The organism is Variovorax sp. YR216 (genome assembly GCF_900107745.1).
Taxonomy (GTDB): domain Bacteria; phylum Pseudomonadota; class Gammaproteobacteria; order Burkholderiales; family Burkholderiaceae_C; genus Variovorax.
The window spans coordinates 46,853-70,332 of the sequence record NZ_FNRO01000022.1 but is presented as its reverse complement, the minus strand read 5'-3'; the positions used below and the strand labels follow the sequence as shown (position 1 = coordinate 70,332).

The 23,480-nt window shown below is 67.0% G+C and carries 22 protein-coding genes; 5 read left to right on the top strand and 17 right to left on the bottom strand.

The features are described from left to right. Window positions 1-213: 213 nt before the first annotated feature. The gene (locus tag BLW05_RS31540; RefSeq protein ID WP_093168136.1) at window positions 214-801 is read left to right on the top strand and encodes a DUF3237 domain-containing protein; all 588 of its coding nucleotides are present in this window, start codon (window positions 214-216) and stop codon (window positions 799-801) included. Here the strand turns inward: BLW05_RS31540 and BLW05_RS31535 are convergent. After that, entirely contained in the window at window positions 798-3,839 is a 3,042-nt protein-coding gene (locus tag BLW05_RS31535; protein ID WP_093168134.1) for an FAD-binding and (Fe-S)-binding domain-containing protein, read from the bottom strand. The two genes, BLW05_RS31540 and BLW05_RS31535, sit on opposite strands and share 4 nt — an antisense overlap. A gap of 11 nt (window positions 3,840-3,850) precedes the next feature. Continuing rightward, entirely contained in the window at window positions 3,851-4,546 is a 696-nt protein-coding gene (locus BLW05_RS31530; RefSeq protein ID WP_093168132.1) for a GntR family transcriptional regulator, read from the bottom strand. Between the two features lie 125 nt (window positions 4,547-4,671). Between BLW05_RS31530 and BLW05_RS31525 the strand changes: the two genes are divergently transcribed. Genes BLW05_RS31525 through BLW05_RS31515 form a run of 3 tightly spaced genes read left to right on the top strand, consistent with a single transcriptional unit; the run spans window position 4,672 to window position 7,679 of the window. Beyond that, the gene (locus BLW05_RS31525) at window positions 4,672-5,913 is read left to right on the top strand and encodes a pyridoxal-phosphate-dependent aminotransferase family protein (protein WP_093168130.1); all 1,242 of its coding nucleotides are present in this window, start codon (window positions 4,672-4,674) and stop codon (window positions 5,911-5,913) included. Between the two features lie 36 nt (window positions 5,914-5,949). Then, window positions 5,950-6,927, top strand: a complete 978-nt coding sequence (locus tag BLW05_RS31520; RefSeq protein ID WP_093168128.1) for a Bug family tripartite tricarboxylate transporter substrate binding protein — start codon at window positions 5,950-5,952, stop codon at window positions 6,925-6,927. Beyond that, window positions 6,924-7,679: a fumarylacetoacetate hydrolase family protein gene (locus BLW05_RS31515; protein WP_093168126.1), complete on the top strand. Its 756-nt coding sequence runs from the start codon at window positions 6,924-6,926 to the stop codon at window positions 7,677-7,679. Before BLW05_RS31520 ends, BLW05_RS31515 begins: the two co-directional genes overlap by 4 nt. 59 nt (window positions 7,680-7,738) lie before the next feature. On the opposite strand, the gene BLW05_RS31510 is transcribed toward BLW05_RS31515, so the two are convergent. The 3 genes from BLW05_RS31510 to BLW05_RS31500 all read right to left on the bottom strand — a co-directional run bounded on the left by BLW05_RS31510 (window position 7,739) and on the right by BLW05_RS31500 (window position 12,505). Further along, window positions 7,739-9,688 (bottom strand): subtype B tannase, encoded by a 1,950-nt coding sequence (locus BLW05_RS31510; protein WP_177142891.1) that lies wholly within the window; start codon window positions 9,686-9,688, stop codon window positions 7,739-7,741. A gap of 123 nt (window positions 9,689-9,811) precedes the next feature. After that, the gene (locus BLW05_RS31505; RefSeq protein WP_093168124.1) at window positions 9,812-11,155 is read right to left on the bottom strand and encodes an MFS transporter; all 1,344 of its coding nucleotides are present in this window, start codon (window positions 11,153-11,155) and stop codon (window positions 9,812-9,814) included. 39 nt (window positions 11,156-11,194) lie between these two features. Further along, entirely contained in the window at window positions 11,195-12,505 is a 1,311-nt protein-coding gene (locus BLW05_RS31500; protein ID WP_093168122.1) for a gallate dioxygenase, read from the bottom strand. Between the two features lie 188 nt (window positions 12,506-12,693). Between BLW05_RS31500 and BLW05_RS31495 the strand changes: the two genes are divergently transcribed. After that, window positions 12,694-13,596 (top strand): LysR family transcriptional regulator, encoded by a 903-nt coding sequence (locus BLW05_RS31495; RefSeq protein WP_093168183.1) that lies wholly within the window; start codon window positions 12,694-12,696, stop codon window positions 13,594-13,596. Between the two features lie 41 nt (window positions 13,597-13,637). Here the strand turns inward: BLW05_RS31495 and BLW05_RS31490 are convergent, their stop codons facing one another. The 12 genes from BLW05_RS31490 to BLW05_RS31435 form a co-directional block, all read right to left on the bottom strand. Beyond that, a complete protein-coding gene (locus BLW05_RS31490; RefSeq protein WP_093168120.1) occupies window positions 13,638-14,123 on the bottom strand; it encodes an SRPBCC family protein in 486 nt (161 codons plus the stop codon). Further along, window positions 14,092-14,469, bottom strand: coding sequence for an ArsR/SmtB family transcription factor (locus BLW05_RS31485; RefSeq protein ID WP_093168118.1), 378 nt, complete (start codon window positions 14,467-14,469; stop codon window positions 14,092-14,094). Before BLW05_RS31485 ends, BLW05_RS31490 begins: the two co-directional genes overlap by 32 nt. Window positions 14,470-14,902: 433 nt before the next feature. Then, window positions 14,903-15,682, bottom strand: a complete 780-nt coding sequence (locus BLW05_RS31480; protein ID WP_093168116.1) for an SDR family oxidoreductase — start codon at window positions 15,680-15,682, stop codon at window positions 14,903-14,905. A gap of 21 nt (window positions 15,683-15,703) precedes the next feature. Beyond that, on the bottom strand, window positions 15,704-16,501 hold the full coding sequence (locus BLW05_RS31475) for an enoyl-CoA hydratase/isomerase family protein (RefSeq protein ID WP_093168114.1): 798 nt from the start codon (window positions 16,499-16,501) through the stop codon (window positions 15,704-15,706). A gap of 11 nt (window positions 16,502-16,512) precedes the next feature. Then, window positions 16,513-17,175 (bottom strand): 4-carboxy-4-hydroxy-2-oxoadipate aldolase/oxaloacetate decarboxylase, encoded by a 663-nt coding sequence (locus BLW05_RS31470; RefSeq protein ID WP_093168112.1) that lies wholly within the window; start codon window positions 17,173-17,175, stop codon window positions 16,513-16,515. Window positions 17,176-17,180: 5 nt separating this feature from the next. Beyond that, a complete protein-coding gene (locus BLW05_RS31465; RefSeq protein ID WP_093168181.1) occupies window positions 17,181-17,855 on the bottom strand; it encodes an RraA family protein in 675 nt (224 codons plus the stop codon). 5 nt (window positions 17,856-17,860) lie between these two features. Beyond that, window positions 17,861-18,532 carry an RraA family protein gene (locus tag BLW05_RS31460; RefSeq protein WP_093168110.1) on the bottom strand — a complete coding sequence of 224 codons (672 nt, stop codon included), beginning with the start codon at window positions 18,530-18,532 and terminating at the stop codon, window positions 17,861-17,863. A gap of 20 nt (window positions 18,533-18,552) precedes the next feature. Then, window positions 18,553-19,554: a DODA-type extradiol aromatic ring-opening family dioxygenase gene (locus tag BLW05_RS31455; protein WP_093168108.1), complete on the bottom strand. Its 1,002-nt coding sequence runs from the start codon at window positions 19,552-19,554 to the stop codon at window positions 18,553-18,555. 30 nt (window positions 19,555-19,584) lie between these two features. Further along, on the bottom strand, window positions 19,585-20,811 hold the full coding sequence (locus BLW05_RS31450) for a CaiB/BaiF CoA transferase family protein (RefSeq protein ID WP_093168106.1): 1,227 nt from the start codon (window positions 20,809-20,811) through the stop codon (window positions 19,585-19,587). A gap of 11 nt (window positions 20,812-20,822) precedes the next feature. After that, window positions 20,823-21,233 carry a Zn-ribbon domain-containing OB-fold protein gene (locus BLW05_RS31445; RefSeq protein WP_093168104.1) on the bottom strand — a complete coding sequence of 137 codons (411 nt, stop codon included), beginning with the start codon at window positions 21,231-21,233 and terminating at the stop codon, window positions 20,823-20,825. Between the two features lie 5 nt (window positions 21,234-21,238). Continuing rightward, the gene (locus BLW05_RS31440; protein WP_093168102.1) at window positions 21,239-22,441 is read right to left on the bottom strand and encodes a thiolase domain-containing protein; all 1,203 of its coding nucleotides are present in this window, start codon (window positions 22,439-22,441) and stop codon (window positions 21,239-21,241) included. Between the two features lie 24 nt (window positions 22,442-22,465). Continuing rightward, the gene (locus BLW05_RS31435; RefSeq protein WP_256330579.1) at window positions 22,466-23,443 is read right to left on the bottom strand and encodes a Bug family tripartite tricarboxylate transporter substrate binding protein; all 978 of its coding nucleotides are present in this window, start codon (window positions 23,441-23,443) and stop codon (window positions 22,466-22,468) included. Window positions 23,444-23,480 lie beyond the last annotated feature (37 nt).

Below are 23,480 nucleotides of genomic sequence, written 5' to 3'. Positions count from 1 at the left end.
GTGCTCAGGTGGCCGCGGTGGTAATGGTGGTAATCATTGGTGCATCCATTGCCCGCACTGCCCGCGCGAAGGCGGACGGCATCATGCGGCCCATGGGGGCGGCGCTGATGGCGGTTTGAAGCGGATGACACGACATGGTGCAGCAGTGTACAGGAGAGCTCGGTTATTTTTTATAACCATAATCGACGCCACAACCTCAAGGAGACAACCACCATGCCGCCCACCATCGATCTGCCCTCTTCCGCCCGGAACCCTTCGCGTCGACGCATTCTGTTCGCGGGTATGGCCGCAGCCGCTGGCGCCACGGCAGCGCGCGCGGCGGATGCGCCCGCGCCTGCACTTCCTGAAACGGCCACCACCGGCACCATCCCGATGACCGTGCCGAGGACGGAGTTCGTCTACGAGTCGGTCGTCGATCTCGCACCCACGGTGCAGCTGGGCATGTCGCCATTTGGCGAACGCCGCATGGTCCCGATCACCGGCGGGACCTTCGAGGGACCAGGCCTGCGCGGCATCGTGGTGCCCGGCGGCGCGGACAGGCAGCTGGTGCGCCGCGACGGCTCGGTCGCGCTCGATGCGATCTACGAGCTGCAGACGGACGATGGCGTGGTCATTTCCGTGCGCAACCGCGTGCTCTCGCGTCGACCCAAGGATGCGCCGGCGTACGTCTTCTCGAACATCGAACTGACCGCGCCCGAAGGCCGCTATGGGTGGCTGAACGACTTCGTCTATGTCGGCACCCTCAACAGCCTGCGCCCGCAACGCGCGGCGGTGGTCATCCGGGCCTTCCGGGTTCTCTAGAGCTGCGCGGCGAGCAGCCGCGCGACATGGATGGCCTCGCGCTGCGCGCCGTCGGCGATCTGGTGGCGGCAGCTCGTGCCGTCGGCCACGACGATGGCCTCGGGGTTCTTGCGCACCGCGGGCAGCAGGCTGGCTTCCGCCATCTGCATCGAGACCTCGTAGTGAGACGCCTCGTAGCCGAAGCTGCCTGCCATGCCGCAACAGGAGCTCTCAATCAGTTCCGGCCTGGCGCCGGGGATCAGCTTCAGGACATCGAGGATCGGACTGACCGCGCCGAACGCCTTCTGGTGGCAGTGGCCGTGCAGCAGGATCGGCTTGTCGACCGCCTTGAGCGCCAACTGGAAGCGGCCGGCCTTCGCCTCGCGCGCGATGAACTCCTCGAACAACAGCGCCTGGCCGGCAACCGTTTGCGCCTTTGCGCCGAATCCCATGACCAGCGTCTCGTCGCGCAGCGTCAGCAGGCATGAAGGCTCGAGCCCCACGACGGCGATGCCCGCCTCGGCCAGCGGCAGCAGCGCGTCGATAAGAGCGCCCGCCTTGGCCTTGGCCTCGTCCACCATGCCACTGGCGAGGTAGGTGCGGCCGCAGCAATGGTGGCCGCCATCCTTCTGCACCGTGTACAGCACGTAGCCCGCTGCCTTGAGCACGCGCGCGGCCGCCAGCGCGTTCTCGCTCTCGAAGTGGCCGTTGAAGGTGTCGACGAAGAGGACCGCCACCTTGCGCCCTTCTCGCGCCGCTGTGATCGCCTCTTCGCGGCTCGCGAACATCGAGGCATCGCCGGCGCGCCAGAAGGTGTCGCTGCGCCACTCGGGCAGCGAGCGCTTCGCCGAAAGCCCCAGCATCTTCTCCCCGAGCCAGCGCGCACCCGGCACCGTGTTGCGCAGATTGAGCAGCCACGGCACACGGCTGGCCGCATGCGCATAGTCGGGCAGCCGGGCAATCAGCTTGTCCTTGATCGTGTGCCCGTGCTTCTTCTTGTAGTGCGACAGGAACTCGATCTTCATCTTCGCCATGTCGACGCCCGTCGGGCAGTCGCGCTTGCAGCCCTTGCAGCCGACGCACAGGTCCATCGTCTCGTGCATGGCCTCGCTCGTGAAAGCGTCGGGGCCGAGTTGACCCGAGATCGCAAGGCGCAGCGTGTTGGCGCGGCCCCGCGTCAGGTGCTGTTCGTCGCGCGTCACGCGGTAGCTCGGGCACATGGTGCCGGCGTCGAACTTGCGGCAGTGGCCGTTGTTGTTGCACATCTCCACGGCCTTGGCGAAGCCGCCGGTGATGTCGCCACCGGTGCCCGGCGCCGTGGTCACTTCCGTCACCGGGTCGGCCTGCACGTTCCACGCGGACCAGTCGAGCACGGGCGTGAGCGGAATGCGCCTGTACGGCCTGGTTGCGGTCTCGGGCGCGAAGCGGAACAGGCTGCTGTCGTCCATCTTCGGCGGATCGATGATCTTGCCGGGATTGAAGAGGTTGATCGGGTCGAGCTTCTGCTTGATGGAGCGGAAGGCTTCGTTGAGCGCCGGCCCGAACTGCCACTCGATCCATTCGCCGCGGCACAGGCCGTCGCCATGCTCGCCGCTGAAGGCGCCCTTGTACTTGCGCACCAGCGCGCTCGCCTCCTCGGCAATCGCCCGCATCTTGGCAGCGCCGTCGGTGCGCATGTCCAGGATCGGCCGCACATGCAGCGTGCCCACCGACGCATGCGCGTACCAGGTGCCGCGGCTGCCGTGCCTGGCGAACACTTCGGTAAGGCCGTCGGTGTATTCCGCCAGATGCGCGAGCGGCACCGCACAGTCCTCGATGAAGCTCACCGGCTTGCCGTCGCCCTTGAGGCTCATCATGATGTTGAGGCCCGCCTTGCGCACTTCCCAGAGGTTCTTCTGCGGTGCGTCGCCCTGCATCTCGACCACGCTGCCCGGCAGGCCGAGTTCGCCCATCAGGTCGACGAGATCCTTCAGCTTCGGCAGCAACGATGCCTTGTCGCTGCCCGAGAACTCGACCAGCAGGATCGCTGCAGGCCGGCCGATCAGCGCGGTCTCGACGGTGGGCTTGAATGCCGGATTGGCGAGGCTCAGCTCGATCATCGTGCGGTCGACCAGCTCCACCGCGGTGGGGCCGAGCTTCACGATGTGCTGCGCCGAATCCATGGCCGCATGGAAGGTCGGGAAATTGACGATGCCCAGCACCTTCGCGCGTGGCAGTTCGGAGAGCTTGAGCGTCAGGCTGCGGGTGTAGGCCAGCGTGCCTTCCGCGCCGATCAGCAGGTGCGCGAGGTTCACGCTGCCATCCGCCGTGTACGGCTTCTCGCTCTGGTTGTCGAAGATGTCGAGGTTGTAGCCCGCGACGCGGCGCAGCACCTTGGGCCAGTTCGCCTGGATCTGGCTGTGGTGCTGCATCACCAGGTTCCGCACGTGCAGCGCGATGTCGCTCGCCCGCGCGCCGAGATTCGACACCGGTCCGAAGTCGACCAGTTCGCCGTCGGACAGCCACGCGCTTGCGCCGGCCACGTTGTGCACCATGTTGCCGTACGCGATGGAGCGCGAGCCGCATGAGTTGTTGCCCGCCATGCCGCCGAGCGTGGCCTGCGCGCTGGTGGACACATCGACCGGATACCAGAGCCCGTGCGACTTGAGCTGCGCATTGAGGTGATCGAGCACGATGCCCGGCTCGACCGTGACCGTGCGGCGTTCGAGGTCCATGTCCAGCACGCGCCGGAAGTGCTTGCTGTTGTCGATGACCAGCGCCGCGCCCGTGGTCTGGCCGCACTGGCTGGTGCCGCCGCCGCGCGCCAGCACCGGCACCTTGAGGTCGCGCGCCACGTCGATGGCGGTCGCGATGTCGCGCTCGGTCTTCGGCACCAGGACGCCGACCGGCATGATCTGGTAGATCGACGCGTCGGTCGCATAGCGGCCCCGCGACGCGTCGTCGAACAGCACCTCGCCCTGCGTCTCGGCCGAAAGGCGCCTCGCCAGCGCCTCGCAGGTTTCGTTGGGTGGCAGGACGGTACCGGCTGGCTGGAGATGGCTCGCGGGCTCGATGCGCATGGGATGAGGCTTCAGGTCTTGGTCGCGTTGGACCGTGGATAGATTTCGCCGGCGCGCAGGAGCTCCAGCACGGTGTCGCGCTTGCGGTTCAGGTGCTCGATCAGCACCTGGCGCATCGCGATGGGGTCGCGGGCATCGAGGGCTTCGATCATCCGTGCGTGCTCGGCGACCGCGTCGGCCCACTTGGCTTCGTTCTGGTTGGTACGAAAGCGCAGCGACTGCACGCGCGCATTGACGGAGCGGTAAGTGCTCGTCAGCACCGGGTTCCTGGCCGCGTCGTTGATCGCGGCGTGGATGCGCGCGTTGATGCGGTAGTAGCCGGAGAGGTCTCGCCGCGAGAAGCACGCCAGCATCTCGTAGTGCAAGGCACGCAGTTCGGCCAACTCTTCGTCGGTGATGCGCTGCGCCGCCAGTTCGCCGGACATGGCTTCGAGCGTCGCCAGCAGCTCGAAGGTGTTGAGCACGTCGGCCTCGGTCAGCTTGACGGCCACCGCGCCGCGGTTGGGCAGCAGGTCGACGAGGCCTTCGGCTGCCAGCAGCTTGATGGCTTCGCGCAGCGGCGTGCGCGAGACGCGCAACTGCTCGCACAACTCGCGCTCGTTGAGCTTGGCGCCGGGCGCGATCTGGCCTTCGATGAGCATCGTGCGCAGCCGCGACGCCACCTGGTCATGCAGCGCGAGACGCGAGATTTCGATCACTTCCGCCATGGGTTCAATTCCTTCGGTTGTATTTTGAATGCAAATTTTCGATGCCTCAATCCTTACGCCTAGTGGATAACCAGCATGCGTTTTTGTGTTTTGAATGCAAAACTGCCCCGCGAAAGGACGGCCACATGCTTCAACTCGACTCCCATCCCACCGGCAGGCACTTCCTGCAGATCCCCGGCCCGAGCCCGGTGCCCGACCGCATCCTGCGCGCGATGAGCCTGCCCACCATCGACCATCGCGGGCCCGAGTTCGGCGCGCTCGGCCGACGGGTGCTGGGGGGCATCCGGCAGATCTTCAAGACGCAGCATCCCGTCATCATTTACCCGGCCTCCGGCACCGGCGCCTGGGAGGCCGCGCTGTCGAACACGCTAAGCCCCGGCGATCACGTGCTGATGTACGAGACCGGCCACTTCGCATCGCTCTGGAACAAGATGGCGACCCGGCTGGGCATCTCCACCGAGTTCCTCGCGTACGGCGGCACGGACGAACATCTGCCGCAGGCACCCGGCTGGCGCCGCGGCGTGCAGGCGGACCTGATCGAAGCGCGACTGCGCAAAGACACGGAAAAGAAGATCAAGGCCGTGTGCGTGGTGCACAACGAGACTTCGACCGGCGTCACCTCCGACATCGCCTCGGTGCGCCGCGCCATCGATGCGGCGGGCCATCCCGCGCTGCTCATGGTCGACAGCATCTCCGGCCTCGCGAGCGCCGACTTCCGCCATGACGAATGGGGCGTGGACGTCACCATCAGCGGCTCGCAGAAAGGCCTGATGCTGCCGCCGGGCATCAGCTTCAACGCCATCTCGCCGCGCGCCCTCGAAGCGATGAAGAGCGCCAAGCTGCCCCGCTCGTTCTGGGCCTGGGACGAGATCGTCGAGATGAACAAGGACGGCTACTGGCCGTACACGCCCAACACCAACCTGCTCTACGGCCTCTCGGAGGCGCTGGACATGATCCTCGGCGAGGGCCTGGACAACGTCTTCGCGCGCCACCAGCGCTGGGCTGCCGGCGTGCGCGCCGCGGTGAATGCATGGGGCCTGCCGATCCAGTGCGCCGACCCGGCCGTGTACTCGCCGGTGCTCACCGGCGTGATCACGCCCGAGGGCGTCGATGCAGATGCGGTGCGCCGTCTCATCCACCAGCGGTTCGACCTGTCGCTGGGCACGGGCCTCGGCAAGCTCAAGGGTCGCATGTTCCGCATGGGCCATCTCGGCGACAGCAACGACCTGACGCTCGTCGCCATGGTCGCGGGTGTCGAGATGGGGCTGAAGCTCTCCGGCGTGAAGCTCGCCGGCAGCGGCGTGCAGGCCACGATGGACTACTTCGCCGGCCATGCCGCGCCGGCCGCCCTGCAGAAGGCGGCCTGAGCGCGAACGCGTTCATTCAAGAAAAACGGAGACACCATGCAACGACGTTCCTTCATCCAGGCCGCAGGCGCGGCGGTGGCCACGCTCGGCGTGCCCGGCGTGTTCGCGCAGGACTGGCCCTCCGGCCCCGTGCGCATCGTCGTCGGCTTTCCGCCGGGCGGCGGCACCGATGCGCTGGCCCGCGTGGTCGCGCAGAAGCTGTCCGTGATGTGGAACCAGACGGTCATCGTCGAGAACAAGGGCGGCGTGGCCGGCGTGCTCGCGGCCGAGTACGTGGCGACGCAGCCGAGCGACGGCAGCACGCTGCTGATGGCGCACATCAACAGCCACGCGCTCGCGCCGAGCCTGCAGCCCAAGCTGCGCTACAGCGTGGAGCGCGACTTCGTGCCGATCGTGCTGGTCGGCGTGACGCCCAACCTGCTGATCGCGAGCCCCACCCAGAAGGCGGTGACCGTCAAGGACATCGTCTCCCTGTGCGCCGCGGAGCCCGGCAAGGTGAGCTTCGGCTCGGCCGGCTCCGGCTCTGCGCAGCACCTGGCCCTGGAGATGTTCAAGCTGCAGGCGAAGGTCGATGCGATGCATGTGCCCTACAAGGGCAGCGGACCCTTGCTGACCGACCTGATGGGCAGCCAGATCCAGTACAGCTTCGAGACGATGACGGCAGCCACGCCGCACGTGAAGAGCGGCAAGGTGATCGGCGTGGCCCAGACGCGGACCAAGCGCGCCAAGGGCCATCCGAGCATCCCGACCATGCAGGAACAAGGCTTCGACGGCTTCGAAGCCACCACCTGGTACGGGCTCGCCGGCCCGGGCAAGCTGCCGACTGCCATCGCCGACAAGATCAACCGCGACGTCAACACCGTGCTGGCCATGCCCGACGTGCAGGAGCGGCTGGACACCTACGGCGCCGAAGACGGCGGCGGCTCGCGCGACAAGTTTGCCAAGTTCATCTCGAGCGAGATCGACAAGTGGGCGCGCGTCGTCAAGGACGGCAAGGTGAAGGTGGACGCATGACGGACCTCGCGGCATCCCTCGCATCGGCGTGGCGCGAGCACCGTGCCCTGGATCCTTCAGCGTGGACGGGCGCCGTCACCGATGCAGCGAAAGCCTATGCCGTGCAGGACCGCGTGGCGCAGGCGATGGGCTGGTTCGGTTCGGCCGTGCCCGGCCATTGGAAATCGGGCGGTCCTTCGCGCGACGCGGTGCTGACACACGCGCCCTTGCCGCCCGCCGGTGTGCGCGCCAGCCCTGCGAACTACGGCGACATGCACTTCAATGCGCCGGGCATCGAATCAGAAATCGCACTGCGTCTCGGCGAGGACGTGACGCCTGAACGCGCGGCGACGCTCACGCCCGAGCACGCCACGGCCTTGATCGACGCGATGACCGTCTCGATCGAGATCGTCGATTCGCGCTGGAAAGACCCCGCGCAGGCAACCGCCCTGCTCAAGCTCGCGGACCAGCAATCGCACGGCGCACTGGTGCTGGGCGCCTGGGTGCCCTATGCCGCGCGTGACTGGACGACCCAGGTGTGCGAGACGCGCATCGGCGCCCGCGGACCCGATCTGCGCCGTGGCACCCATCCGATGTACGACCCCGCGTGGCTGCTGCCGGTCTGGCTGCGGCACGTGACGCGCGACGGCAGGGCCGTGCCGGCCGGCACCGTGGTCACCACGGGCTCGTGGGTGGGCGTGCTGCCCGCGCAGAAGGGCGACACCGTGATGGTCGAGTTCCCGGGCATCGGGCGGGCCGAAGCGCGGCTCTGAACGCTGAACAAAGCCCCGCGGCTATTGTTCAGCGGTTCAGCGCTGCCCTTGGTTCTTCCCTACTGCGCCTTGCCCTTCGCGATCATGCTGTCGACCCATTTCATCGCTTCCTGCACGTCGTAGTTGCCTGCGTGCCCCTGGTCCCAGGCCAGCGCGTAGTCGATGTCCTGGACCTTGGGGTCGGCCTTCAACGCGCGGCTGAGGTTGTACGCGACGGTAAAGGACGTATCGCGGTCGCGCGCACCAACACGAATGCGCCAGTGCGGCGTGATGCCATCGTTCTTGCCGACATAGGCCAGTGCATTGATCAACTTGTACTGGTTGAGCACGAACGACCGCTGCGGGTTGCCGGCCCAGGTGTAGCCGGTGTTTCCGAGGCCAACCCCGGCTTGCGCGTCGGCACCGTTGGCGCCGTCGTTGTGATTCCAGCCGTACTCGGTGAAGTTGGAATAGACCTGGCTGGGGGTGCCGAACAGGTCGGACTCGCCACCGGTGTAGTTCACGGTGCCGGCGCCGTCATCGGTCACGGTTCCCGCTGCGGCTGCGCTCTGGCCTCGCTGGTCAAAAGCCGGCACGGCCTTGAGCCGCGCCTGCGTCGCAACGAACTTCAGGTAATTGCGCATGTTGAAGGTCGTGACCGTACCGCTGGCATCCGCACCGATGTAGTCGTTCAGATAGTGGACCGATCCGCTCCCGCCCCCGACGCCGTTGCCCGCGTGGTCGCCGTAGGCTCCGTAGGCGACGAACGACTTGCCATCCTTGATCTGCTTTTCGGCCGCCTTCTTGATTTCGGCCTGGATGGCGGCCAGCATGTTGTCGGTCGTCAGCTGCGTGCCATCGTCATTCTTCAGCCCGAGGCTGGCCTGGTAAGCCACGAACCTGTTCATCAGTTCAGCGCTCCCGTCGCGATCGGGGTTGGAGGCCCTGACGAGCACCGTGCCGTCCGCGGCCTTGATCGTGCCGGCTTTCTGGGCCGCCTCGACCAGCGAGCGCGAGTCCAGGACATTGAACATCCACTCGTAAGCCAGGTCGGCGCTGCCCATGTCCTGGATCGGGCAGTAGGCCACGACGGCGAAGACGTCGTCCTTGATCGAACTCTTGCCGTCCTTGTCGATACCGGCAGCGCCGATGGCCTTCAGGTAGGGGAAATAGTCTTCGTTGTTGCCGGTGGCGCCGAGCTGGGTGCTTTGAGCGCCACCACCGCTGGTGCCGTTCACCACGATACGGCTGGCGTCGCCCGGCATGGTGGCATCGTTCAGACGCAGAAAGCGCACGGCCGCCTTGGCGTCGACGATGGCGGCCGGGGCCTTGCCCTGGTAGACGCCGTCGTCGTAGACGCCCGCCGGGGCGGTCGCACCGCGGCTGCGCGAGGCCATGTTGATGTACACGAAGCCACGGCTCAGCGCGGCGCCGACCTTGTCCGTGTCGCTGTTGCTCACATAGGCGCGTCCGGCCACGACATCGGCGCCGGCATAGTTGGCGCTGGTGATCGGTGTCGCGGGATCCCAGCCGCCCTTGCCCCCTTGATAGCTGGCAAACCAGCCGCCGTTGTTGACGTTGAAGAAGATGGGGTTGTCCTGCCGGGCCGCATCCGCTTCACGCACGAAGATGTTCAGGTTCTGATAACCGCACACCTGGTTGTCGGCCGCAAAGGGTGCCCCGAGGGCAGGCTGCTGAGGCGCCAGTTTCATCGGCGTGCCGACGTAGCACACCTCTCTGTACCAACGCACGGGCGTGTCGACACCGTCGAGCTTGACGGTGATCGTCGTGTACGGGGCTTTCGAAGCGTCGAAAGCGAGCTTGCTGTCATAGACGCCTGGCCCGGCGGCGGCCGGCGAAGGGGTCGAGGTGGTGCTCGTGGATGAAGTGGTGCCTGAGCCCGCCAAGGCAGCCAGGCCCGCGGAGTTGCCCGAACCGCCCCCGCAGGCGGCCAGCGATATCAGAAGACTGGCACCCAGCGCGGTGCGTGTCAGTCGCCCCGGGACGGCGGGCGAGGTGGTGAATTTCATGGTTTGTCTCCTTCGTGGGTTGGGAATCTTTTTTTGAGAGGCAGGCACCCTTGCTGGCCGCCAAGATCAGGGGCCAGGCAAGGCGAATCGGTTGGAAGAAGGCGGGCTCTCGAGAGCGCCGCGTCACACGGCTGCGGCTTCCCTGCCCCGGACGGCGTCACGCCGACGCGTGCTGAGGATTGCCACGGCCGCGAACGCCGCAGGCACGGCCAGCATGCCGAGGATGCTGCCGAAGCCCAGGCCCATGCCGAGCAACGCGCCGCCGAATGCGGAACCCAGGATGCTGCCGAAGCGCCCCATGCCCAGCATCCAGCTCACGCCGGTGGCGCGCGCGGCGGTGGGGTAGCAGCCCGGCGCAAAGGCATTCAGCCCGGTCTGTGCGCCGCTCATGAAGAAGCCCGTGCTGAAGACCAGCAGCGTCAGCGCAGGCGACAAAGCCCCGATGGCGCCGACCAGCAACACGCACAGTGCCCCTGCGAAATAGGCACCGGCGATCACTCGCGCCGGCTGCGTGCGGTCCATGCACCAGCCGACGATCACCGCGCCGATGGTGCCGCCGATCTGGAACATCGCGGTCACATTGGCCGCCGTCGCGATCGACAGCCCGGCATCCTTCATCAGCGTGGGCAGCCAGCCGGTGAGCAGGTAGATCACCAGCAGGCCCATGAAATAGGTGACCCACAAGGCGATGGTCAGCGCGCTGAATCCGGGCGAGAACAGCACGCCGACGGACGTGCGACCGGCCACCTGCGGCTCCTGCGAGAAGAAGCGGGTACCGGGCTCGAACCGCACTCCGCACACCCGGCCCAACGTCGCTGCAATGCGCTCGGCGGGCCGCCCCTTCACCGCCATCAGGCGAGCCGACTCGGGCAGCAGACAGACCAGCAACGGCACCAGCACCAACGGCAGCACGCCGCCGAAAACGAGGACGGAACGCCAGCCATGCATCGGGATCAACGCACCGGCGACAAATCCGATCAACGCCGACCCCAGGTTGAAGCCGGTGAACATGATGGTGATCATCAGCGCCCGCTTGCCGGACGGGGCGTATTCGGACAGCAGCGTCGTCGTGTTGGGCATGGCCGCACCGAGGCCGATGCCGGTCAGCAGCCGCAGCGCCGCCATCTCGGTTGGCGAACGCGAGAAAGCCGTTGCGATGGTCAGCACGCCGAACAGCAGCACGGATGCGATCAGCACCAGCTTGCGTCCGACGCGGTCCGATGAAGGACCGGCCACCAGCGCGCCGATCACGAGTCCGATGGGCGCGGCACTCATCACCAATCCGAAGGCAGGTCGCGAGAGGCCCCACTCCTGAAGGATCGGAGGCGCGACGAATCCCATGATCGCCACGTCCATCCCGTCCGCTGCCACCACCAGGAAGCACAGGATGACGAGAAGCCACTGGTAGGCGGAAGGAGGCCTGTCGTCGATGAATGCCTTGACGTCGATTGCCGCGGGTACTGACATGCGTTTGTCTCCATTGTTTGTTGTGAATCTCTGGATCGATCAGGCCGCAGCGGGTGTGACCGCAGGCGAGTCCCACTGCAGCGCGCCAGCGTCCTTGCCCGCCACCGAATAGAGCGCGCCCGGCGCGTTGCGGGTCTGCTGGAAGTCCTCCAGCGATTGCCCGCGCATGGCGGCGTAGATGTGCAGGTTGGACATGCCGACCACCGCGCCCAGCTTCTCGAGCATGAAGAAGATGGCCCCGTACTGGATCAGCCCGCGCCAGTCGCGTCGCCGGATCAGGTCACGCTCGATCGGCGTGAGTTGCGAGCGCTCGAACTCCGCTTCCTGGTCGGCCAGGAAGCGCGCCCGGAACCCGGGTACTACCAGTTGGTGCAGGAAGCGGTTGATGCGATAGCCCCTCACGCTGCGTTCGATGGTGAAGGGGTAGCTGCCCTGCAGCCGCTCGGCGCCGGCCAACTGGGCCGAAACCTTCTCGGCGCGGCGTCGCTGTTCCGACGGTGCCGGCGGCGCCGACTGGTTCTCGTAGATCGCAGTCGCGATGCCCGTCATCGAAGGCAGGTAGTAGCTGCGATGCGTGCACTTCACCTGCGCCGACAAGGCGCCGCGCATGATCAGCCACATGATGACCTCAGCACCTTCGATGCCACCCAGCTCGGCGTACTCGGCGTGGGTCATGTCGGCCAGTTGTTCCGGGTCCTGCTCGATCAGGTCGAGGAAGCGCTGGTCCCATTCGGTGTTGTTGAAGCCGGCGCGTTCGCCGTGCACCTGGTGCGAAAGGCCGCCGGTCGCGACGATGGCCACACGCAGGTCTTCCGGATAGCTCTCGATGGCACGGCGCAACGCCTGGCCCAGGCGATAGCACCGGCGCGCGGTGGGAATCGGGAACTGCAGCACGCCGACCTGCAGCGGCACCAGCCTCACTGGCCATCCGGACTCGCTGCGCGGACACAGGATCGACAGCGGCGAGAAGCAGCCATGGTCCAGCGCCTTGTCCTGGAAGAAGGACATGTCGAACTCGTCCGCCATCAGCGAACGGCCCAGGTGCTCGGCGAAGGCCGGGTCGCCCTGGATCGCCGGCAGATCGCGCGCACCCGCGCCCTCGTCGGCCACCGCCCATTGCTCGCCGACACCGAGCGTGAAGGCCGAGTAGTGGTCGAAGAAGAAGGAGGTGACGTGGTCGTTGTAGACGAACAGCAGCACGTCGGGCTTGCGCTCGTCGATCCAGTCGCGCAGCGGCTGGAAGGATTCGAAGATCGGCGCCCACACCGGGTCGCTGGCCTTGTCGCGATCGACGGCGAAACCGATGGTGGGCGTGTGGGATGCGGCAATGCCCCCGACGAGTACGGCCAAGTGAGTCTCCTGTGATGTGCAGATGGGCCATGGCCCTGTAGATCCCGCGCGGTTATCACATGCGGTGACAGCGGCGGGCCATCGAATGCAGATTGCACCGAATGGCGAGAGCAAGTCTAGAAATGAGGCCCTGCCCGAGGAAGATGTCAGGATCGCGTCCGTGATAACCGGCGGATATCATGGTTTCCATGAAGCTCAGTCATCTGCGTGCCTTCACGGCCGCCCTCGAAGAAGGCAGCCTGCGTGCTGCCGCAAAGCGGCTCGGTCTCTCCCAACCCGCCCTGAGCAAGATGATGCGGGAGCTGGAGCGCGAGCTGTCGGCCACCCTGCTGGTGCGTTCACGCGGCGGCGTCACGGGCACCACCGCCGGCATGGTGCTGTACGAAAGGGCACGCGCCGCCGACCGCGAGTTGAGCCAGGCTGCCGATCAGATCCGCCAGCTCGGCGGCGGCATGACCGGCACGCTCACCATCGGCGCCGTCCCGCTGGCGGTGATGCTGCTGGTGCCGGAGACGCTGCGCACCTTTGGCCGGGAGTTCCCGCAGATCCAGCTGCGCGTGATCGAGGAGCTCTACATCGCGCAACTGGCACCGTTGCGCAAGGGCGAGGTGGACATCGCGCTCGGCCCGCTACCCGAGGGGATTCCGCCAGGGGAGTTCACGGTGGAGCCTCTCATGCCCATCTCCATGGTCGTCGTCGTGCGCCGCGGCAATCCCCTGGCCCGGGCCCGGCATCTGGCCGAGCTGGCCGAGGCGCGCTGGGTCTATACCGGCGCGTCGGCCGAGTCGGGCTATGCGCGGGTGCTGTTCGAGCGCAACGGCCTCGCGCCGCCACCGGCCGGCGCACTGGTCAACTCCACGCTCGGACTGCTGTCGATCATCGCCAGCGGCAACATCGTCGGGCTGCTTCCACAGCAGATCGCCGCCCACCCGTTCGCGCAGCAGCATCTCGAGACGGTGCAGATCGCCGAAGGTCCGCTGCAACTGAGCCTGGGCGCGCTGGCGCGCAGCGGCTCGGCCCTCAAGCCCAGCGTGCGTCACTTCCTCACGCATTTGCATCGCGCGGCACATCACCTGAACGTGCAGAGGTGACTGCGCGGCATCGGGCCGAACCGCCACCTAACGGCGTCGTCTCAGCGCAGCGTCAACGCGAACTCGTCGAGCTGCGTGATGCAGGTGTTCCAGCCTTCGTAGAAGCCCATCTGGTCATGCCGGTCGCGCGTCGCCTTGTCGGGGTGCATCACCGTGGCCACATAGCGGGTGCCTTCGGCCTCGTCGGCCATGGTGATGACGGCCGAGAAGGCCATCCACGGCGTGGCCGGACGCCATCCGCCGGTGAGCATCGAGGTGAAGGCGATGCGCGATTCGGGCACCACTTCGAGGAAGCAGCCGGGGTTGTCGCTGGTGCCGCCGTCCGGCCCCTGCATGAAGGTGTGGAAGTTCCCGCCGGGGCGCATGTCGAAGGCGCGGACCTCCGTGGTCCAGGGCCGTGGGCACCACCATTCCTTCAGCAGTCGCGGATCGGACCACGCCTGCCACAGGGCTTTGCGCGGCGCGCGGACGATGCGCGAGATGACGAGGTCCTGCTCACTGGCGGCGTTTGCGTTTTCCTTGGGCATGGGTGTTCTCCTGATGAAGTTTCTCTACGAAGGCGACCATCCGATCGGTGCGCGCTTCCCATGTCGCACGCTCCTCGGCCAGCCAGCGCTCCGCATCGTTCAACGACGCGGGAACGAGCTCGCAAGTGCGCACGCGGCCGACCTTGTCCGAACGGATGACGCCGCTTCGCTCCAGCACCGACAGGTGCTTCATGAACGAAGGCAGCGCCATGTCGAACGGCGCGGCAAGCACCGAGACCGTTTCCGGCCCGCGGCCCAGCATGCTCACGATGTCCCGGCGCGTCGGATCGGCCAGGGCATAGAAGATGTCCGTGAGAGCCGGGGCATCGACACATTGGTTAGCCATTTGGCTAAGTATAAGAACGACCCGGTTGTCCTGCAAGGCCCACCGTGGTACGCGCGAATAGAGTGTCGAAACGCGAAATAGAGTGTCAAATTCTGGGCCGCACCTTCGAGCGAACCGGAAGATTGAGTGTCGAACGACGCTCTGGTTGCCACGAAGCGCGATGGCAACCTGGCAGCGGAGAGGTGCTCCGCAGCGAAGGCGGTCTTCCAGATAGGCGGCTGCGTGGTGCAAGCGAGTTGTTCACTCGGTACCGCGCGAACATGTCCATGTCCATGTTCGTGGTGCGGTCGACCCCCCGTTTTCGATGGTCTTGGCCAAAGAGGTAGCCCCGACGACCGCGAGACACACTCGACCGGGTGGGTCTCCGTACGGACCGCAGGCCCGAAGCGTCACTCTCGCCGAGACCCCAAGTTGCCCGGTGACCACCACCCCCTCATATGAGACCGGCATAGGACCCACCGTCGAGCTGCAGGTTCTGCCCCGAGATGAATCCTGCCTGCGCGCTGCACAGGAACGCGCACGCCGCAGCGAACTCTTCCGGCCGTCCGAAGCGCTTGGCCGAGATCGTGTCGGCAATCTGCCGGCGAGCCTCTTCGAAGGAGCATCCCTGCTCTTTCATCACCCGCTCGGCCATGTAACGCTGGCGATCGGTGTCGATCCGCTCGGGAAGAAGATTGTTGATCGTGACGTTGTGCCGGGCGACGTCATGTGAGACGGCCTTGCTCAAGGCAACAAGCCCTGCGCGCGCCGCGGTCGACAGGCCCATGACGGGAACAGGCGCCTTCACCATGGCCGAGGTGACATTCACGATGCGGCCGAACTTGCGTTGCACCATTCCCGGCAGCACTGAACGAAGCACCAGAACGGGCGCCAGCAGGTTCGCCTCCAGCGCGGCAAGCCAGGCGGCGTGGTCCCACTGGTCGATGCTTCCGGGCGGGGGGCCGCCATTGTTGGTGACCAGGATGTCCGGATTGGGACACGCCGAGACGAGCCGGTCGCGGCCGGCGGCCGTGTTCAGGTCGGCCGCGACCGCATGCACCTCGGCACGCGTGGCCGCCACGATCTCCTCCGCGGCCGCGGCGAGGCGGGGTTCGTTACGGCCGTTGATCCAGACTTCGCATCCTTCCGAAGCCAGCGCGGTCGCGCAGGCCTTGCCCAGTCCTTGAGAGGAGGCCATGACGAGGGCGCGACGGCCTTTGATACCGAGGTCCATGGTGATTGCTTTCCGGATGGTTCAACTGCCCGTGAACCGGGGCTTTCGCTTCTCCTGGAACGCGGCGCGCCCCTCGGCGAAATCGAGACTTCCGGCGGTGAGGGCCTCTCGCTGCCGGATGGCCTCCACGTCCATGCGCCCGATCGCGATCTCGTCGAGCGAGCGCTTGGTGGACTGCAGTGCCAGCGGTGCGAGGTTGGAGATCTCGTCGACCAGGCGCGCCACGGCGCCATCGAAGGCTTGCACTTCGGCCACTTCTTCCAGGCAGCCCATGCGCAGGAGCATCTCTGCCGTGAAGGGCCTTGCCGTGAGAAACGCACGCTTGGCGCCCGAAATCCCCATGCGCGCCACATAGCGCTGCAGGCCGCTTGGGTAGTAGTGCAGCCCAAGGGCTGTGGCGGGCATGCGGAACTCGATGCCGGACAGCCCCACGCAAAGATCGCAGGCCAGCACGAGGTCGGTGGCACCTCCGTAGACGCTGCCATTGAGCGCGCACACCGTCACGGGCCGCAGCGCCGCCAGCGCATCGGCCACGCGCTCGAAAGGGATGGATGCGTCCAGGCCGGCTTCGCTGTCGAAGCCGCCGATGTGGTAGCCCGCGCAGAACACCGGCCGGGGCTGCCCCTGCGTGTTGGCCGTGAGCTTCACCACGCGAATGCTGGCGTCGGTATCGACGCGCTCGAAGTGCCGCAACAGCGCGCGAAGGTCAGCATCCTCCAGCCGGTTCCGGTGCACCGGACGGTTGAAGGTGATGGTCGCGACGCCGTCCCGCAGCGACAGTTGGGGTTCGGACGGAACGATCGATTCCAAGGAAGTCATGCCAGTGCCGTTCATTGCCAGCCGTAGACGGCGAGCGTGCTCTCCCCGGCCTCCAGCCGGCGCAGGATCGCAGCCTCGTCGGCTTCGCGCTTCCGCCCCGCGGCGACCACCTCGGCGGCACGCGCCCGCGGAATGACGACGACGCCGTCGAAGTCGCCCACCACCAGATCGCCCGGATGAACGATGACATCGCCCATGGTGACCGGGTGATTGATCCAGCCCGTGGCGCCGAAGTCCTTGCCGGTCCCGCGAATGCAGAGGCCGCGCGCGAAGACCGGAAAGCCGATCTCGCCCAGGAGCACACCGTCGCGCACGCAGCCGTCGATGACGAGGCCCGACAGCCCGCGCACCTTTGCCATGGTGGTCATGATCTCGCCCCAGTAGCCATGCTCGTGCACGCCGCCCGTGAAGACTACGAGCACGTCGCCGGGCTGCGCGACATCGAGCGCGCGGTGAAGCCAGAGGTTGTCGCCGCCCGGCGAATGCACGGTGAGCGCGGAGCCCGCGAAGCGGAAGTGCGGCACCACCGGCCGGATGGCCGAAGGCAGCGCGCCTATCTTCTTGCCCGCTTCGTGCAGCGTCGCCGTCGGCAGGCTGGCCGCGGCCGCCGCAAGCTCGGGATCCAGGCGCTGGAAGTCCAGGCGGGTGGTGAGGGCCGGGTCGTGCTTCTTCATGCGAGTCATGCGCCTTGGCGGGTCTGGAGCTGGTGGTACTTGAACTGCCTGCGCGCTTCGTCGAGGCGCATGCCGCCGCGTACCGCTTCGCGGATGCGTTGCTCCGCCGCTTCGATGGTCTCCGCCGTTTCGAGCACCTTCTCCTCATGGGCCTTCGGGATGACGATGACGCCATCCGCATCGCCCACGACGATGTCGCCGGGCGCGACGCGCGCATCGCCGATGTTCACCGGCACGCCGGTCGCCTCGACCTGCACGCGGTCCTTGCCGGTGCGCATCCAGTGGTCCTTGCTGAACACTGCGTAGCCGAGTTCGCGGCAGAGGTAGGTGTCGCGGCACACACCGTCGATCACGGTGCCCGCGATGCCGCGGCGGTGCGCGATCTCGGTGAGGATGTCGCCCCAGACGGTCGCGTTGTCACGGCCGCCGTTGTCGAGCACGATGACGCTCCCCGGCGGCACGTCGTCGATGTAGTCGCCCACCGTGCCCGCCGGATTGCCCGCGGGGCCGTAGAGCAGCGTCCATGCGCGGCCGGCCATCCGAAAGCCGTTGTCGCGCGGCTTGATCCGGTAGCACTGGCCGGCGATGCCGAGCTTGTCCAGCGCATCGCTGAGGGTGGCGGTGTCGAATCGCGCGGCGCGCGCGACGTTGGGGTCGGTGTGGTCGGTCTTGGCATCCATGGTGTTCATTGCTCCAGCATGTGTTCGTAGTTGCCGCCCATGACCTCGCCGATGGGCGTCCCGCCGAGGATCGCCTTGGCCATGGCGGCCTCCTTGGCGACGATCGTCTCGGCTGCGTCGAGCACCCGCTCGATGTGGGCCGCGGCGATGAAGATCACCGCGCTGCGATCGGCCAGCACGTAGTCGCCGGGCCAGACTGCCACTTCGGCTTCGGCCGTGGCGCCGATGGTCACCGGCACCTGCACGCCGAGTTCGACAACACGACCCCGCGCGGTGCGCGAGGTGAGGCTGCGGCTGAAGACGGGGAATTCATACGCCATGGCCTCATCGACGTCACGCAGAGGCCCATCGGCCACGACGCCGGCTACGCCACGCACCTTCGCGCCCACCGTGAGCAGGCCGCCCCAGCAACCGGCCTCGATGCCCGAGCGCTGTTCGACGACGATCACATCGTCGGGCCCCGACTGTTCGATGGCCGTGCAGCCCAGGTGTCGAGGTGGACCCGGCGGTGGCTTACCGGGACCGACCTTCATGGTCACGGCACGACCGGCGATGCGCCCCACGCCGCTGCGCTGCGTCAGGCCCGTGACCACGCCCGGCAGCGCGAGCTTGTCGAGGGCATCGGAAACCGCGCAGGCATCAAGCCGGCGCAGACGTTGTACGTTGAGATCGCTCATGAGTCGGCAGGGAGTAAGGTTCAGGGAAGCGTTTTCCACGCCGCGAAGGCCAGGCCGGTGCCGGTCAACGCGGCGGTGCGATAGCCGGGCACGTACTCGATCCACTCCAGGTCGAGGTCGCGTGCCATCTCGCCGACCACCAGCCAGTTGCGAATCTCGGAGCTTCCGGCCTGCAACTGCTTCGGATCCAGCGACGCGAGCGTGGCGCTGTCCTTGTTGCGGATCGCGCCGATGATCTTGTGGTCCAGTTCCTCGTCGACCACGAAGTGGCTCAGGCCGCCGGAGGCGATCACGCCGACGCGGATGTCCTGCGGCCATTCGGCGATCAGCTCGCGCAGCGCCTTGCCGAGTGCCACACAGCGGCGCGGCGTCGGCTGGTTCGGCGGGTCGAAGGTGTTGAGAATCACCGGGATCACCGGCAGTTCGTATTCCTGGAGCAGGCGTCGGTGGATGAACTGGAAGGCATGGCCTTCGAACTGGCCGCGCTCGAGCCCATCCATGGCGGCAATGTCGAAATCGCGATCGCAGAGCTGCCGGATCAGCCACTCGGCAAGATCGCTCTTCACCGGGTATTCGCGATCGGCTTCGGGCTCGTGCCGCCACATGCGCGCGGACTTCACCCAGTTGTCGCCGGGCGCGGCGGGCTCCCGCGCGGTATTGCGGATGGTGGGGCCAAAGTAGATGGCGAAGGCGGGGTTGTTGGTGGTGCGAAAGAGTTCAGTCTGGTCGTCGCCCACGATCAACAGGACATCGAGGCGCGCCTCGCGGATGCGGCGGCCGAGCTCGTCCATCGCGGCCTGCGAGGCGTCGAAGCGTTCGCCCATCTTCTCGGGCGTGACCATCGCCTCCGAATCCGGCGGCGCGGCGGCAAGGAGCGCTTCGTAGTCGGTCTTGGCGCCGCGCTTGTCGTAGTAGTGCGGATTCTTCGTGTCGATGACACGAAAGCCGTGCTGCCAGTCCTCGCGTTGCGAGACCAGCATGATGCTGTGGGATGAGCCGAAGGCGGCTGCGAGTTGGGCCATGGGTCTTCTCTTCAGATTTGCCGAAAGGCGTTAGACGACGAAGCGGGCGCGCAATTGCGCGATCCGTTCGGCACCGTAGCCGAGATCGCCCAGGATCGCATCGGTCTGGTCACCCTGGTTCGGCGCGGGTGTCATGGGGCCCTCGCTGCGTGGATGGCGCGAGAACTGCATCGGCAGGCCCACCACCGCGATATCGCCCAGCTCGGGGTGCCGCATCGGGCGCGCCATGTGCAGGTGCTTGACCTGCGGGTCGTCGAACATACGGTCCACGGTGTGGATCGGCCCGCACGGCACGCCGGCCTTGAGCAGACGCTCGGTCCATTCCGCAGTGGTGCGCGTCCTGAACACTTCGCCAACGGCGGCGTTGACGCGCGCGCGGTTCTGCACCCGCTCTGGATCGGAGCCGAAGCCCGGCTCCTCCAGCAAGTGCGGCACTTCGAGCGCTTCGCACAGGCGCCGCCACATGGTCTGGCCGATGGCCGCGAGGTTGAGGTGGCCGTCGCGGGTCTGAAACACGCCGGTGGGCACCGTGAGCGGGTGCTCGTTGCCGGTGGACTTGGGCACCTTCCGGTCGATGAGCCACTGCGCGGCCTGGAAGTCGAGCATCGCGATCTGCGCCTCGAGCAGCGAGGTCTGCACCCATTGCCCTTCGCCTGTCGCATCGCGTTCCAGCAGCGCCGCCATGATCGCCTGCGCGCAGAAGTGTCCCGCGCACAGGTCCGCGATCGGGATGCCCACACGCATCGGACCGTCTTCGGGCTTGCCGGTCACGCTCATCAGCCCGCCCATGCCTTGCGCGATGGAATCGAAACCGGGCCAGTTCGCATAAGGCCCTTCCTGGCCGAAGCCCGAGATGCTCGCGTAGACCAGGCGGGGGTTGATGGCGCGCAGCTCGTCCGGGCCGATGCCGAGGCGGTACTTCACGTCAGGCCGGTAGTTCTCGATGAAGACATCGGCCTGCGCGACGAGCCGGTGCAGGATCTCGCGCCCCTCGGGCGCCTTCATGTTGAGCGTCAGGCTCTCCTTGTTGCGATGCAGGTTCTCGTAGTCGGCACGGTTGTGGTCGCGCCCGCCGATCATGTCGTCGCCGCCGGGCGCCCCGGGCGGGATCTCGAGCTTGATGACGCGCGCGCCGAGATCGGCGAAGGTGCGGATCGCGGTCGGGCCGGCGCGCACGCGCGTGGCATCAAGGATGGTGAAGCGCGACAGCGGGCCTTTGCGCGCCGTGTCCGTGGTGGGCTTCAGGGCGTTGGGCATGCGGCTCTCCATCACGCAGGCGTGAACATGGGCACGGCGTGGCCGCCGTCGCTCGGCTTGAAGACGACCCGCACCGGCTGGCCGATCGAGACCGCTGCTGGATCGCAGTCCACCAGGTTGGTCATCAGCGTGACGCCTTCGTCCAGCGTGACGAAGGCCAGCGTGTACGCAGTGTCGCCCTTGCCCATGGTGCTGAACGAATACACGGTACCGGTGCCCGCGGCCTGCAGCCATTCGGTGTCGGCGCTCAGGCAATGCGGACAGATGTCGCGCGGGTAGTGGTGCACTTCGCCGCAAGCCCCGCACTTCTTGACGAGCAGGCGGCCTTCGTCGGCGGCGGTCCAGTAAGGCAGCGATTCAGGCAGCACGCGCGGCGCGGGAATACGGCGCGTGGTCGCAGTGGAGGGCGCAGAGGGACTCATGGTCTTCAGACTCTTTCCAAAATCAGGGTGCCGGCGGTATGACGCGAGGCCAGCGCGCCGCCGATGCCGTTCGCGAGCGCGAGGCTGCAGTTGGGCACCTGCACCGCGGGATGGGCCTCGCCGCGCAACTGGCGCACCGCCTCGATGATCTTGGTGATGCCGCCGCGATTGGCCGGGTGGTTGTTGCACAGGCCGCCGCCATCGGTGTTGAAGGGCAGCTTGCCGACGCCGGAGATCAGGTTGCCGTCGGCCACAAAGCGGCCCCCCTCGCCTTTCTTGCAGAAGCCGAGGTCTTCGAGCTGCATCAGCACGGTGATGGTGAAGCTGTCGTAGAGCGATGCGTACTGGACGTCGGCCGGCGTGACTCCCGCTTCGGCGAAGGCCAGCGGGCCCGACCACGCGGCCGCCGAATAGGTGAGGTCGAGCTTGCCGCCCATGCCGTGCTTGGGCGCCTCGCCGGTGCCGCGCACCTTGACCAGCGGGCGCTTGAGCTCGCGCGCGATCTCCGGGCGAGCGACGATGATCGCGCCGCCACCATCGCTCATCACGCAGCAGTCGAGCCGGTGTAGCGGGTCGCTCACCATGGGCGAATTCACCACGTCGTCGACGGTCACCACTTCGCGCAGCATCGCGTTCGGGTTGTGCTGCGCGTGGTGCGATGCGGCCACCTTGATCCAGGCAAGCTGCTCACTGGTGGTGCCGAACTCGTGCATGTGGCGCTTGGCCACGGCGGCGTAGAGGTTCTGCGTGGCTGGGCCGTAAGGCAGCTCGAACGCGAGCTCCGGCGCATCCGGATCTGGCGGCTTCAACGCAAGCGGCGCCTTCACGCCGTTGCTCTTCGCCGCGGCCTGCGCGGCCGCCATCTGCGCGCGCGGACGACCGGCCAGCGTGATGAGCGCGACGTTGCAGCGCCCGGCCGCGATGGCTTCGGCCGCATGCGCCACATGCAAGATGGGCGCCGAGCCGCCGCACTCGGTCGAATCGACATGGCGCAGCTTGAGGCCGAGGTACTCGGCGATCGTGGTGGTACCCAGGCCGGGCGCGTCGCCCGCGCAGAAGTAACCGTCGATGTCGTGCTTCGACAGGCCGGCGTCTTCCAGCGCGCCCTTGGCCACGTCGGCGTGCAAGCGCACCACCGAGAGGTCATCGGCCTTGCGCGTGGGGTGTTCGTAGGCGCCGACGATGTAGGCGGATCCGTTGAGGCTCATCTTCTGGCTCTTGCTCTCGGTGGGTTACTGATCCGGTGTGAAGCCGGAGGCTTTGATGACAGGGCCCCAGTACGCCAGTTCCTTGCGCTGCAGCTTGTCCATCTCGTCCGCCGGGTGGAAATCCGGGTTCAGGGTCGCCTTGTTCATGAGGATGTCGCGCACCTCGGGCAAGTCCAGCACTTGCTTCAACGCGTTCTGCATGCGGTCGAGCTGGCCTGGCGGCGTCTTCGCGGGCGCCCACATGCCGGTCCATGCGTCGCCGGCGTCGATGTCGATGCCCTGCTCCTTGAAGGTCGGCACGTCCGGCAGGAGCGGCGAGCGCTTCGCACCAAAGACCGCAACGACGCGCACCTTGCCCGTGCCCTGGTGCGGCACGATGTCGCCGGCCGTCATCACACCGGCCGCTACCTGCCCGCCAAGCAGGTCCGTGACCAGCGGGCCGTTGCCTCGATAGGGAACCGCCTGCAGGTTCACGCCGATCGCCTTGCCCAGTTGCAGGCCGCTGAAATGGGTCTGCCCACCGGCCCCCGCCGTGCCGAAGCTCGCCTGCTGCGGATGCGCCTTGACCCAGGCCGCGAAGTCCTTGGCGGTCTTGACGCCGGTGTCCTGGCCGACGGCCAGTGCGAGCGGATAGGACACCATCACCGCCACCGGCGCGAAGTCCTTCAGCATGTCGTACCTCAGCACCGAGGGCGGGTACAGCAGCGCCTGGAACACCGGCGTCGCGTTGGGCGCGATCATGTACGTGAGGCCGTCCGGTGCGGCAGTCTTGAGCGCCTGCGCGGCCAGCCGCCCACCGGCGCCGGGCTTGTTGTCGATGATGACGGGCTGCTTGAGCACCACCGACAACTTTTCGGCCAGCACGCGGGCCACCGTGTCGGTCGAGCCGCCTGGCGGAAATCCCACGAGGATCTTGACCGGCTGATCGGATTGCGCGGCGGCCGTCATCGAGACGCCCAGCATCGCGGCGAGCAGCGCCGCATTGAAAGTCTTGCGATTCACCTTGCTTGTCTCCTTTGTTGATCTCGAAGGGATGCGC